10 protein-coding genes are annotated in these 13289 nt (G+C 63.1%); 2 read left to right on the top strand and 8 right to left on the bottom strand.

The window, feature by feature from the left end:
• Positions 1-112: 112 nt before the first annotated feature.
• The 8 genes from NLY44_RS16455 to NLY44_RS16420 all read right to left on the bottom strand — a co-directional run bounded on the left by NLY44_RS16455 (position 113) and on the right by NLY44_RS16420 (position 9356).
• Positions 113-490 (bottom strand): Omp10 family outer membrane lipoprotein, encoded by a 378-nt coding sequence (locus NLY44_RS16455; RefSeq protein ID WP_023671949.1) that lies wholly within the window; start codon positions 488-490, stop codon positions 113-115.
• Between the two features lie 188 nt (positions 491-678).
• Positions 679-2124, bottom strand: coding sequence for a homospermidine synthase (locus NLY44_RS16450; RefSeq protein WP_023804714.1), 1446 nt, complete (start codon positions 2122-2124; stop codon positions 679-681).
• A 126-nt stretch (positions 2125-2250) separates the two neighbouring features.
• A complete protein-coding gene (locus tag NLY44_RS16445) occupies positions 2251-3489 on the bottom strand; it encodes a hypothetical protein (protein WP_023701039.1) in 1239 nt (412 codons plus the stop codon).
• 2 nt (positions 3490-3491) lie between these two features.
• On the bottom strand, positions 3492-4415 hold the full coding sequence (locus tag NLY44_RS16440; RefSeq protein ID WP_023804715.1) for a heme-dependent oxidative N-demethylase family protein: 924 nt from the start codon (positions 4413-4415) through the stop codon (positions 3492-3494).
• Positions 4416-4467: 52 nt separating this feature from the next.
• Positions 4468-5130, bottom strand: coding sequence for an aminotransferase class IV family protein (locus tag NLY44_RS16435; protein ID WP_031201345.1), 663 nt, complete (start codon positions 5128-5130; stop codon positions 4468-4470).
• Entirely contained in the window at positions 5079-6224 is a 1146-nt protein-coding gene (locus tag NLY44_RS16430) for an aminodeoxychorismate synthase component I (RefSeq protein ID WP_023804717.1), read from the bottom strand. The genes NLY44_RS16435 and NLY44_RS16430 overlap by 52 nt, the downstream gene beginning before the upstream one ends.
• 163 nt (positions 6225-6387) lie before the next feature.
• Positions 6388-7104, bottom strand: coding sequence for a helix-hairpin-helix domain-containing protein (locus NLY44_RS16425; protein WP_023804718.1), 717 nt, complete (start codon positions 7102-7104; stop codon positions 6388-6390).
• Between the two features lie 413 nt (positions 7105-7517).
• Complete coding sequence (locus NLY44_RS16420) at positions 7518-9356, bottom strand: M3 family oligoendopeptidase (protein ID WP_023804720.1); 1839 nt, start codon at positions 9354-9356, stop codon at positions 7518-7520.
• Between the two features lie 145 nt (positions 9357-9501).
• Between NLY44_RS16420 and NLY44_RS16415 the strand changes: the two genes are divergently transcribed.
• Complete coding sequence (locus NLY44_RS16415; RefSeq protein ID WP_023671940.1) at positions 9502-11040, top strand: sigma-54-dependent transcriptional regulator; 1539 nt, start codon at positions 9502-9504, stop codon at positions 11038-11040.
• A 389-nt stretch (positions 11041-11429) separates the two neighbouring features.
• Positions 11430-13256: a peptidoglycan L,D-endopeptidase MepK gene (gene mepK, locus NLY44_RS16410; protein ID WP_023686395.1), complete on the top strand. Its 1827-nt coding sequence runs from the start codon at positions 11430-11432 to the stop codon at positions 13254-13256.
• Positions 13257-13289 lie beyond the last annotated feature (33 nt).

Below are 13289 nucleotides of genomic sequence, written 5' to 3'. Positions count from 1 at the left end.
GCGGTTGTGGCGATGCAAGAAGAATCAGGGCGGATAACCGGCATCGGTTTGCCGGCATAAAAAAGGCGGCGGCATCGCGCCGCCGCCATCCGCAAAGCCGCATGGGAAAGGTTCAGCCGCGCCTGGTCAGCACGAAGTTCTGCCCGGCGGAGCTGGTGCAATTCAGCTGGTTTATGGACACCAGCAGGCAGTTGAAAGCGATTGGCTGCTGTCGGATCAGCGAGGTTCCGTTGATCTCGACCGAGGTGGCGCCGGTCTTGGTGTAGCTGCCGTCAGCGAATTTCTCACCGGTCTCCGCCGAAACGGTGGTGAAGACGCCGCCGTTCAATGTCGAGACCGCCTTGCCTTCGGCGTTCAGCCATGAGCCTTCGACGCCTCGCGCCTGCGATGAGATCGGTGGCCCGTCGGAGCCGCCGGTGGTGCAGGCGGCAAGCATGGTCGCAAGAACGCCCGCCGCGCCCGCAGAAAGAATTTTGCGCGCAATCGTCATATCAAATCCTCTCCTGACGCATCGGCCCAATCGTCAAACGACGTTTTGGGGAACACGATGTGCGTGGCCTCAAGTTTCCAGAGCCGTCCCTCGTGCGTCCAAATGGATGCACACTGCGCTCGTCCGCATCCCTTCAATCGCCCGATTTCCGGGCGATTGCAAGGCAGTGATGCAGGGGTATGGAACCGCTATCGAACGAGGATGTTGCGGAATTGCCACGGGTCGCTTTTGTCGAGGTCTTCGGGAAACAGGCCCGGACGGTTATCGAGCGGCGTCCAGTCGGTGTAGTAGCCCTTGACCGGTCCGAGATACTGGGACTGCACTTCTAGGCAGCGCTTGTAGTCCATCTCGTCGGCCTCGACGATGCCGGCTTCCGGGTTTTCCAGCGCCCAGACCATGCCGGCGAGCACGGCCGAGGTGACCTGCATGCCGGTAGCGTTCTGGTAGGGCGCCAGCTTGCGGGCTTCGGCCAGCGACAGCTGCGAACCGTACCAGTAGGCGTTCTTGGCATGGCCGTAGAGCAGCACGCCAAGCTCGTCGACGCCGTCGACCAGCTCGTTTTCGTCGAGCACATGGTGGACCGGCTGCGGCTTGCCGGCAGCGCCGAACATTTCGTGCAGTGACAACACGGCGTCGTTGCAGGGGTGATAGGCATAGTGGCAGGTCGGGCGGTATTGGACCTTGCCCTTCTTACCGCGCACGGTGAAGAAGTCGGCGATCGAGATCGCCTCATTATGCGTCACCAGGAAACCGTATTGCGCGCCCGGCGTCGGGCACCAGGAGCGCACGCGGGTGTTGGCGCCGGGCTGTTCGAGATAGATCGCAGCCTTGGAGCCATGCTTGTGCTCCTTGCCGTTCTTCGGCATCCATCTCTCATGCGTGCCCCAGCCGAGCTCGGCCGGCTGCAGCCCTTCCGAGATGAAACCCTCGACCGACCAGGTGTTCCAGAACACGTTCATCGGCTTCGGCTTCTTGGTGCGCTGGGTGTCGCGCTCGGCGATGTGGATGCCCTTGACGCCGGCCTTCTTCATCAGCTTCGCCCAGCCGTCACGGTCGTCCTGCGCCGGTTCGGAAAACTCGAGGCCGAGGTCGCCGGCAAGGTTCAGCAGCGCCTGCTTGACGAACCACGAGACCATGCCCGGATTGGCGCCACAGGTCGAAACCGCGGTAGCGCCGCCGGGCTTGTCGTGCTTCTCCTTGATCAAGGCTTCGCGCAGCGCGTAGTTGGTGCGGCTGGCATTGTCGGCCTTGGCGTCGAAATAGAAGCCGCGCCACGGCTCGACGACGGTGTCGATGTAGAGCACGCCGAGCTTGCGGCAGAGCCGCATCAGGTCGACCGAGCCGGTATCGACCGACAGATTGATGCAAAAGCCCTGGCCGCCGCCATTGGTCAAAAGCGGCGTCAACAGTTTCTTGTAGTTTTTCTCGGTCACGTGCTCCTGGACGAAGGCGATGCCGCGCTCGTCGAGCAGCTTGCGGTCGGTGTCGAGCGGGTCGATGACCGTCATGCGCGACTTGTCGAATTTGAAATGGCGCTCGATCAGAGGCAGCGTTCCCCGTCCGATCGAACCAAAGCCGATCATCACGACAGGGCCGGTGATTTCACCGTAAACGGGCCAGTTTTCATTCGCCATTTTATCGAGCACTCCTTCAAGCAACGCGCCAAACGGCCGTTCGACCGCCGCGCGACAAACCATAGATCATTGTCACAATAAAGCGAAAAGCAGGGATAAGGTTAGTTCCCGGCCGTGCAGATACGCCTACGGTTCGAGCAGTTTCGCGAATTCCGGTGTGAACAGCGCTTGTGCTTCGGAGACCGGCATTTCAACGAGATCGCCGCCGCAAGCCTGGATGACGTTGGGCAAACCTTGCAGGCCGAAGACCAGAACCTGCCTGTCGCCATCGCGCTTCAGGCTGGCGCCGAGATAGTCGCCGATCAAATCGTCGATGCCGCATTCGGCCTCGTAATCCACCTCGGTCTGGTCGCTGGGCTTCTTGCGCTTCTCTTTGACGAAGGTGGCCAGCGAGGGGCCTGGCTTGCCGTCGACCGTATCGGAAAACATGTCCTGAAGGGTAAGCAAGGCGCCACGGCGCACGTCCATGACATAGGCGTCGGAATAGTTGTTCGGATGCGCACCGCCGCAATAGAGGCTGCCGGATTCGGACCAACTCATCAGCTTCGGCGTCAATGACGTAACTTTGAACGTCGAGTCTTCATAGCCGCCAAGCGAATCGTCATCCATGCCCTCCATCGGTGGTCCATCGTGGAAGCCGGCGTATTGCAGCGCCGCGCACGTCAAGGCGCTGAGGCTGTCATGCCAATGGCGGTTCTGCAGCAAGGCATTGGCGGCTTCGATCGGCGCGCCGCCGGCGAGATCGACGATGCGCGGCCTGGCGAATTTGGTGCGCGGATCGGTGACATAGCTGTAGGCTGCATCCGGCCAACCTTCCTTGGCGTCTGCCTCGGGCGCGAAATCCAGCTTGAGATAGTCGTAGGGCGATGCCGCCATGGTGATCGGCGCATCGTCACCCGAGAATGTCATGTCGGTGAAATCATAGAGATCGCGTGGCGTCGTCGCCGGCGTCTCTGTCTGGGCACGGCTGGCGATCCTTGTCAGCTTCAGCGGCAGGGTCTTTTTGGCCGTCCAGGTGCCTTCCAGCGTCTTGCCCTTGTCGGCGGGACTCAACCGCCAGACGGCGCCGATGGGTGGAGCCTGGCCGTCGCCGCACTTCTTGGCATCGCAGGCTTCTTCCTCGGCCAATTGAAAGGTGGCGCCCTTGCTCGACTTCGCCTGCAGAGGAATATCGATGCCCTTGGAGCGGTAGAAATAGCGCGCCGCCAGTGCCTCTCCAGCCGTCGCCGGATCGCCGGTAAACTCGACGACGATGTCGATGTTGCCGAGCTTGCCGGCATAGGTGACGGGGTCGGCGAGCGCCGTTGCCGGCAACGCCAGCAATGCACCGAGCAATACGGCTTGCTCCAGGATTTTTCGGATCATCGTCACTCCAGCGTCATGGCTTGCAGGCGTTGCACCAGCCTGTCACGGTCTGACGTCATCCCCTTATAGTCGAGTTGAGCCTCATCCAGCGCCTGCAATTGCGCCGCGAAAGAGGCGGCAAGCGTTGCCCGGTCGGGATGCCGCGCCAGCACTTTCAGCGGGTCGAGATGGATGCGGATGGTGAACAGGATGTCGCGCGACAGAGGCAGTTTGCGCAGCGTCTGGCGCTCGACGCGGATGAAGGCGTGGGCGTTGACGTCGCCGTCGGGAAATCGCGAGGGGCGGTTGGTGGCACGGTCGATGCGCTCGACATTGGAGAGCGGATGATAGAGCGCGTCGCCGGCCTGGATCGACCAGTTGAAGCGTTCGACGGCCTGACCCTGCAGGCCGTCGAACATGCGGTTGATGAGCTCGGCCGGCCTGGTGCCCGGACCGAAGCCCGGCACCGGTGCGTGGATCTGCTGCAGCGGCCGGCCGAATTTTTCGACCAGCGACCAGGATGACGGGAAACACAGCGAGCCGGCGGCGAGCCGCCAGCCGGTGTCGTCACGGCGCATCAGGATCAGGTCTTCCTGAACGAGCAGCGACGCTGCGACCAGCGGGGCATCGGGGAAGGTGGCGTCAGAGTCGGCTTTGGCGCCAATGACCTCAACCCCGGCATTGGTGCGCCGGTACATCCCGGGAAATGTCGACAGCAGATGTGCTTCGATGAGGCCGCCCACTTCGCGCTGGGCGTCGCGCGTGCCGCCTTCCTCGACAAACACCTTGTCGGGAATTTCGGCATACAGCCGGCGCTTTTCGGCGAGATGGTCGAAGAGATACCGGTCGACCTCGATCCACTTGTCGAGTTCGAGCGGCTTCAGCCCGATGGTGAAGAGCTTTGAGGAGCCATCATAGGGCGTGTGCGTGGGCTGACGAGAATTCATGCTTCGCTAGAAAGTGTCCAATGCCGGCGGTTATTCTCGCAGCCGCTTCGTATCAGGCCAATGTTGCCGGGATCAAGCCGCGCAGAGAATTGCCGACGAACAGTGTTTTGGCGGATTTCAACTCGTCATAGCTGTAGATCGCCTCCTGGGCGCGGCCTTCGTCCAGCAACTCGGCGCGCAATACGCCAGGCAGCAGGCCGCAGTCGAGCCTGGGTGTCATCAGCATGCCATCACCGAAATCGGCGAAGACGTTGGTGATGGTGCCTTCGCAGATTTCACTGCGCTCATTTGCGAGCAACACTTCGTCGGCCTGGGTGATCAGATATTCGGAGCGGGCGTGAGTGTAGACTTGCCGCCGGCCGGTCTTGTGGCGCAGCAGCGTGTCGGTGGAGGAGAGCCGGACCCGCGCCAGTCGCAGCCGCCAGACCTTGTCGGCGGCGAGTGGCTCGTAATGCTGAACAGAAGCCGTCACCTCGCCATTGCGCTGCAGGACGAGCCGGGTGCGCAGCGCCGTCTGCTGCGCCCCGATAGTATTCGCCAGCACCTCGCCGATCCGCTGCGGATCGCAGGCAAAGCCGAGTTCTTCCGCCGAGCCGTAAAGGCGTGCGAGATGGCGTTCGAAGCGCAGAAAGCCTTGGCCGGGCTCCCAGCGCATCGTCTCGATCAGCTCGAAATCGGCGGTGTCCCCGTCGCGAAGCGCGCCTTCAGCAGACACTCCTGATACTCCCCTTGCGCCGTCGAATCGAAGACGACGCCGCCGCCGACATTGTAAACGGCCTCGCCACTGGAAAAGAGCGATATAGTGCGGATCGCCACCGAAAAGCGCATCATGCCGCCAGGCGCGATCCAGCCGCTGGCGCCGCAATAGACGTCGCGCGGTGTGTCTTCCAGCTCGTGCAGGATTTCCATCGCGCGGATTTTCGGCGCGCCGGTGATCGAGCCGCAGGGAAACAGCGCGCCAAAGATTTGGCGGATGCCGAGATCAGGCAGAAGCTTCGCCCGCACACGGCTCACCATCTGGTGGACGGTCGGGTAGCTCTCGATGCGGAACAGTTCCGGGACTTCCAGCGTGCCGACCTCGCTGATCAGTGAGATGTCATTGCGCAGGAGATCGACGATCATCCGGTTCTCGGCCTGGTTCTTTTCGTCGCTGCGCAAGAAGGACTTCAACCGCGCGTCCTCGGCCTTGGTCGCGCCGCGCGGTGCGGTGCCCTTCATCGGATGGGTTTCGATCATGCCTTCGGCATTGATCTCGAAGAACAGCTCGGGCGAACGCGACAAGACGATGGGATCGCCGAGCGAAATCAGCGCGCCATACTTGACCGGCTGGCGTCCTGTCAGTGCGTCGAAGGCAGCAAGCGGATCGCCCGACCATTGGGCACGGACCGGAAAGGTCAGGTTGCCTTGGTAGCAATCGCCCTTGCGGATGTGGTCGTGAAGGCGCGCGAAGCGTTTGGCGTAGTCCTGAGCGGACCAACTGGCCCTGGCGTCGAAGATGGGGCCATTGGTGGCCGGCGCATCGTTGCGCGGCACCGCCTCTTCGACCGGAGCATCGAAGACACCCAGACAAACCAGTGGCGCGCGCCGGCCTTCAGGCAGCAGTGGCACGAGTTTCGGTTCGAGCAGATAGCCCGCTTCGTAAGAGAAATAGCCGGCCAGCCATTTGCCGGCATCGCTCGCCGCCTGCGCGGCCGCCAGCGCCGGCAGAAAATCCTTGGCATCATACGCAATGATGATGTCGGCCGGGTGGTCGAAGACCAACTGACGGCCGCTTTCATCGTTGCGGAAAATGGCAGAGGGCAGGGGCATGGGGCTCGGGTACTGCGGTCGATGACGCCAGAACCGCTCTATATGGGGGCCGGGCGGCGTGCAATCGAGGGAGCGGCGTCGCAGGGCGCAAAGACAGTGGCGAATGCAAAAACAAAGACGGCGCCCGAAAGCGCCGCCTTCTGGTTATGTTGCCGATGACGGATCAGCTGTTGTTGGCGGTCCCGGCGCTCGGGAATTGGCGTGCGAACTCCTTTTCGTCGCCGGTGGCAAGCAGCTTGGCCTGCTCGACCCACTTTTCGCGGGCGATGCGGCCGTCGAAATTCAGCGTGTCCTCGATGCGCTTGACGTCGGCCGCGGTCCAGCCGGCGATCTGCGCGTAGGTCGTGACGCCAAGGCCCTTGAGCAGTTTGTCGTTGACCGGGCCGATACCGATCAGGCGGCGCAGATTGTCGGCCTTCCCAGCTGCCGGGGCGGCCTTCTTCGGGACGGCGGCGGGCTTTGAAGCCGCGGTTTTGGGCGCGGCCTTGGCGGCGGCAGGTTTGCTGGCCGCTGGTTTTGCGTCCGCGGATTTGGCCGCAGCTGGTTTGGCCGCGGCGGGTTTGGCGGGGGCCGGTTTCGCGGCCGGGGCGGACTTGGCCGTTGCCGCTGTCGACACCAGCGCGGCCGGCGCCGAACTGGAAGGCTTGGCGGATGGAGCCGATGTTTCACGCAGCCGGCGTTCGAGATCGGCGCGGGTCTTGCCGCAGGCGTCGAGTTCGCCAGTCAGGCGATCGGCGTCGGCGCGCAGTCTGTCACGCTCGCTGCGGGTGCGGTCGAGATCGCCGCGCAAGCTGTCAAGCTCACCGCGCAGCCGGCCCCAGATAAACCAGCCAACCAACACACCTACAAGGAACGCCAGGACAATGTAGAAGAAGGTCATCGTCTCTCTCCAGTCGGATCCGTCCGCCGCCGTCTCAAGTCATGACCTTGGCAGATCGGATCATCCAATGTGGTTCGGCGGTTCATGGAACAGCCGGTCTGTCGTCGAGTGTCGGCGTTCGGCTTTCCGCCCATTGCCAACCGTCGCTGTCGCATTCGTCAGACCGCTGCCATGGGCCGGGATACTGTCCGGCCTTAAGCCGCGCGCCCGGCTGAGCTTCGGTCGAAAAGCTATCATACGGCTTCGGGAAAGCTAACGGAAAATTTCGCCGGAGAGTTATTCAAGAACAGATATTTAGAACAAGAACAGCGCTGCCGTCACATGCATTCCGGCTAAACTGTTCTGCGATTCCGCAAAGTCGAGACCGCTGCTGAACCTGTCACTCTGCGCCATCGGTCCAATGGGTGCGCGCATTAACTGTCGAGCGCTTCCAGCTCGTCGATCAGGCCGCCGATCACGCCAAGCCCGATCTGCCAGAAGGCGGGGTCGGTGGCGTCGAGGCCGAAGGGCGCGAGAAGCTCCGAGTGATGCTTGGTGCCGCCGGCGCGCAACATCTCGAAATACTTGTCCTGGAAGCCATGCTCGGCGTTCTGGTAGACCGCGTACAGCGAGTTCACCAGGCAGTCGCCAAAGGCATAGGCGTAGACGTAGAAGGGGGAGTGGACGAAGTGCGGGATGTAGGTCCAGAAGACCTCATAGCCCTCGCGCAGCTTGATCGCCGGCCCCAGGCTTTCTGCCTGCACCTCGAGCCAGAACTGGCCGAGCTTGTCGGAGGTCAGTTCGCCGTTCTTGCGCTCTGCATGCACCTTGCGCTCGAACTCGTAGAAGGCGATCTGGCGCACGACCGTGTTGATCATGTCCTCGACCTTCTGGGCGAGCATCGCCTTGCGCTCGCGCTTGTCGGTGGTCTGGTCGAGCAGCGAACGGAAGGTCAGCATCTCGCCGAATACCGAGGCCGTCTCGGCCAAAGTCAGCGGCGTCGAAGCCATCAGGGCGCCCTGGCCGCCGGCCAGCACCTGATGCACGCCGTGGCCGAGTTCATGCGCCAGCGTCATCACATCGCGCGGCTTGCCCATGTAGTTGAGCAGCACGTAAGGGTGCGCCGAAGGCACGGTCGGATGGGCGAAGGCGCCGGGCGATTTGCCGGGCCTGACCGGCGCGTCGATCCAGTTGCGGTCGAAGAAGACGCGGGCGATCTCCGCCATATCGGGGGAAAAGCGCTGATAGGCCGACAGCACGGTGTTCCTGGCGTCGTCCCAAGGGATCACGGCCTGCGGCGTCTCGGGCAAGGGGGCGTTGCGGTCCCAGTGGTTCATCACCTCCATGCCGAGCCAGCGCGCCTTCATCGCGTAGTAGCGATGCGACAGGCGCGGATAGGCTTCGCGCACGGCCGACGCCAGCGCATCGACCACGCTGCGCTCGACGCGGTTGGCGAGATGGCGTGAATCGGCGATGTCCTCGAAGCCGCGCCAGCGGTCGGAAATCTCCTTGTCCTTGGCCAGCGTGTTGGTGATCAGCGTGAAGGTGCGCAGGCTCTTGCGGAAGGTTGCGGCCAGCGCTTCGGAGGCGCGGCGGCGGACCTCCCCATCGGCGTCCTGCAGGCGGTTCAGCGCCGGCTCCAGCGTCAGTTCCTCGCCGTCTATGTCGAAGCGCAGATCGGTCATCGTCTCGTCGAACAGCCGGTTCCAGGCACCGCGTCCGGTGATCGATTTCTCATGGAACAGCTGCTCGACCCGGTCCTCGAGCTGGTAGGGCTTGTCCATTCTGAGGTCGAGCACCCAGGGGCGGTAATGGGCAAAGCCGGCGTCGGCGGCGAGGGCTGCTTCTAGCGCCTTATCGTCGATCAGGTTCAGCTCCAGCGCGAAGAACAAAAGATGCGCGCTGGCGTCGGTCATCTTCTCCTGGATGTCGCCATAGAGCTTTGCGCGCTGCGGATCGGCGGTGTTGCCGGCATAGATCAGGCCGGCATAGGAGACGATGCGGCCGATCAGTTCCTCCAGCGCCTCATAGGCTGTCAGCGCCTCGCCAAGCCTGCCGGCGCTGCCGCGCTCGGCCTCCGCAGCCAGCGTGCCCTTCCAGCGGTTCTCGAAGGCGACGGCATCGGCCGCCGCCTTGGCAAGGTCGCGCTTCAGTTCGGGCACCTCCATGCCGGAATAAAGATCGGCGAGATTCCATTCCGGCAGGTCGCCGAGTTCCGCCGCGCCCTGACCGGACGCTACCGCCGCAAGCTGCCGACCGAGAATCCTGCTCATCAACAATTACCTTCTGGAATCAAGGGGAAAGGACAAGCCGGTCAAATCCTAAGGAATTCGTTCACCGGGTTTTTTGAAACCTTGTTTAGAACCCTGTGCCAAGATGATCCATGGGAATTTCCCAGGCGGGCAACTCAAATCAGTCATGACAGGTTCCATTCTTATAGTCGATGACGATCCCGTGCAGCGCCGGCTGCTCGAGGCGGCGGTGACGAAATTCGGCCACAGCGCCATCGTTGCCGATGGCGGCGAGGCCGGTCTGAGCGCGCTTGACGGACCCAATGCGAGGGATATTTCGGCAGTCATCCTCGACCTTGTCATGCCGGGCCTCGACGGCATCGGCGTGCTGAAGGCGATGCGCGAGCGCGGCATCACTGTTCCCGTCATCGTGCAGACTGCGCAGGGCGGCATCGAAACGGTGGTTTCGGCGATGCGCCACGGCGCTTTCGATTTTGTCGTCAAGCCGGCGTCTCCCGACCGGCTGCAGACCGCGGTCGGCAACGCGCTCAAGGTCGAGGCGGTCGAGGACGAGGTCAAGCGCACGTCGCGGCGTCGCGGCGGCCACCTGACCTTCAAGGACATGATCACGCACAGCCCGGCGATGGACCGGGTGATCCGCCTCGGCCAGAAGGCTGCGGCCTCCAACATCCCGATCCTGATCGAGGGCGAATCGGGCGTCGGCAAGGAATTGGTGGCGCGCGCCATCCAGGGCAGCGGCGAACGCCGCACAAAACCGTTCGTCACCGTCAATTGCGGCGCCATCCCCGACAATCTGGTCGAATCGATCCTGTTCGGTCACGAAAAAGGCTCGTTCACCGGCGCCACCGAAAAGCACACCGGCAAGTTCGTCGAGGCGCATTCGGGCACGCTGTTCCTGGATGAGATCGGCGACCTGCCGCTCGACGTGCAGGTCAAGCTGTTGCGCGCCGTGCAGGATGGCGAGGTCGATCCGGTCGGTGGCCGTTCCACCGTCAGGGTCGACATCAGGCTGATCTCGGCCACGCACCGCAACCTTCTGCAGCAGGTCAAGGACGGCAAGTTTCGCGAGGACCTGTTCTACCGGCTCAACGTTTACCCGATCGTCGTGCCGCCGCTGCGCGACCGCCGCGACGACATCCCCTATCTGGTCAAGCATTTCATGGACAAGGTGGCGCCGGCGGGCAATCGCCTGCACGGCATCTCGGATGCCGCACTGGCCATGCTGCAGGCCTATGATTGGCCGGGAAACATCAGGCAGCTGGAAAACGCCGTGTTCAGGGCCTCGGTGCTTGCCGAAGGCGATGTGCTCACGACTGACGAATTTCCGCAGATCCGGGCGCAGGTCGACGGCACCGTCAATCTCGACGCCGATGCGTCCTTGTCGGACCCCGGCATGGCCTTGAGCACCGGATCGCAAGGCGATGGCGCGCAGACTGATGACGCCGGTACGGCAGCTGCCGAGCTCGCCCCTCCGGCCAGGTTGCTTCAGCGTTTCGGCACATTGAGGGCGCTGGACGAGCGTGGCAATGTGCGTGCGCTGGCCGATGTCGAACTCGAAATGATCAAGCTCGCCATCGACCATTACAACGGCCAGATGAGCGAGGTCGCACGGCGTCTCGGCATCGGCCGCTCGACGCTCTACCGCAAGCTCAAGGAATACGGCATCGACCCGGAAACCGGCCGCCTCGACCGCCTTGCCTCCTGAACGCCGAATTCCACAGCTTGCCAACGCAACGCCGGGACCAGCTTGCCATGCCACATCCGGCGCTGCATAAGGGGTTGGGGCGGGAATATGGCTGATGCGACGCCGTTGTTCACGCATTAAGGCCAGCGGTAACAGATCGTGTAGCGGGAAAAGGCTGAATCTTGATCTAAACCAGCAGTTTACCAAGAAATCCTGTGTATTATTTTTGACGGGATATCGCCACGGTGTTACCGCATTTCGGCTTCAATAAGCGATGATTAACCATTAGGATCGATATTCGGATGTGAGAACCACGCATCCGTTTGGACAAATCCGGGGACAAACGGCAGCCTGCAAGGCCTTTTGATTTGAACAAAGTCGAACGACACAGAAACGGGCGGCGCGATCACATGGGCGTCTGGCCGAGATGGCTGGCAGCGTTGATCGTTGCGTTCGCTTTCCTCGCCGCAACTGCTGCCGGCGCCAGCGCTGAAACGCGCTCGCTCAAGCTCTATCACCTCCACACGCACGAAAAGGCCGAGATCGTCTACAAGCGCAATGGCCGCTACGATCCGGCAGGCCTCAGGAAGATCAACATCATCCTGCGCGACTGGCGTCGCAACGAACCGACCAAGATGGATCCGCGCCTGCTCGATCTGGTGTGGGAAGCTTACCGGCAGGCCGGCGCCACCGACTACATCCAGGTCGTTTGCGGCTATCGCTCGCCGTCGACCAATTCGATGCTGCGCAGCCGCAGCCGCGGTGTCGCCAAGGAAAGCCAGCATATGCTGGGCAAGGCGATGGACTTCTACATTCCGGGTGTGCCGCTGAAAAAGCTGCGCAACATCGGCCTGAAGATGCAGGGCGGCGGCGTCGGCTACTATCCGTCGTCGGGTTCGCCCTTCGTCCACATGGACGTCGGCAATGTGCGGCATTGGCCAGGCATCAGCCGCCAGGAACTGGTCAGCCTGTTCCCCAATGGCAAGACGCTGCATGTGCCGAGCGACGGCAGGCCGTTGCCGGGTTATGACCAAGCGCTCGCCTCCTACAAGGCACGCAAGGGCGCCGGTTCTCCTGCCATCATGATGGCCAGCGCAGGCGGCAGCACCAAGAAATCCGGTGGCTTCCTGTCCGCGTTCTTTGGCGGTGGCGGTGAAGACGAAGCCGACGACAGCGCCGATGTCGCTACCGCCGCGCCGCCGCCGAGAAGCGTGAAGCCGGTGCTGGCTGCCACGAGCAACAACAACAGCAATCTGCCTGGCATCGCGATCGTGTCGCCGCAGAACGCCAAGCGCGCCAACATTCCGCAGCTTGCCGACGACAGCGCTGACGATGCGGAGCCGCAGGACACGCCGGAGACGATCATCGCCGCGCTGCCCGCCAAGGAAGTGCCGCTGCCCGCTTTCGCACCGCGGCCGAAGGCCGATGTCGGCGCGCAACAACCTGAGACCGTGCCGTTCGGCGTGGCCGATGCCACCACCGAACAGACGGTGGCGACGGCGCAGGCGCCGGCCAATGTGCCGTTCGGCACGGCCGATGCGAGCAATGCCGACCAGGGGGCCGATCAAGCTGCCGCTCCGGCGCAGGTCGCGGTCAACGTCCCGTTGCCGACCTGGCGTCCCGACCGCTCTTCGCCGCCGGCTGAGCTTGCGCCGCAGGACAAGGGCGTTCTGCTGGCGCTGGCCGATACGGCTGCCCACAAGCAGACCGCAACCGACGCGTTCTCGGTGCTGCCGTCGCAGCGTCCGGACGAGGTCAAGGCGGTTCTCGAACAGGCCAGCGCCGCCGATACAGCCGGTGCTACCGACGACTATCAGGTTGCGTCGCTTGAGCCGCGCTCTGCGTTCAACGATCCGTCAGGTGTCGATGCCGCATCGCCGCGCGGCGCTATTGCTGCCCGTCCCGCCGGTACCGATCCAGCCTCGGTGATCGGCGCCGGCGTCAAGACGACACGCAAGGAAGCCAGGGCTTCGGCCCGCGACCTGAAGCCAGGACCGAAGGCAGTGGTGGTGGCGGCCGAACCGCAGGCGGCCCGCTGGGCGCTGAGCAGCGGCGACAACATCGCCACCGTTTCCAGCCCGACGACAGCGCCGCGCTATGCCTACAACATCGTGCATACGCCGCCGAGCGAGGTCTACACCGCAGGCTTCCAGGCGGACAACCAGATGGCCGATGCCAACCGCTTCACCGGCAATGCCGTAAAATTCCTTTCGGTCGCCCGCTTCCAGACGAAGTAAGGGCGTGACCGGGGCGTTATCGACTCGAAGCCG

This window comes from Mesorhizobium sp. C089B (assembly GCF_030323125.1).
Lineage (GTDB): Bacteria > Pseudomonadota > Alphaproteobacteria > Rhizobiales > Rhizobiaceae > Mesorhizobium.
The sequence above is the reverse complement of the archived record's forward strand: the minus strand, read 5'-3'. Positions and strand labels throughout refer to the sequence as shown.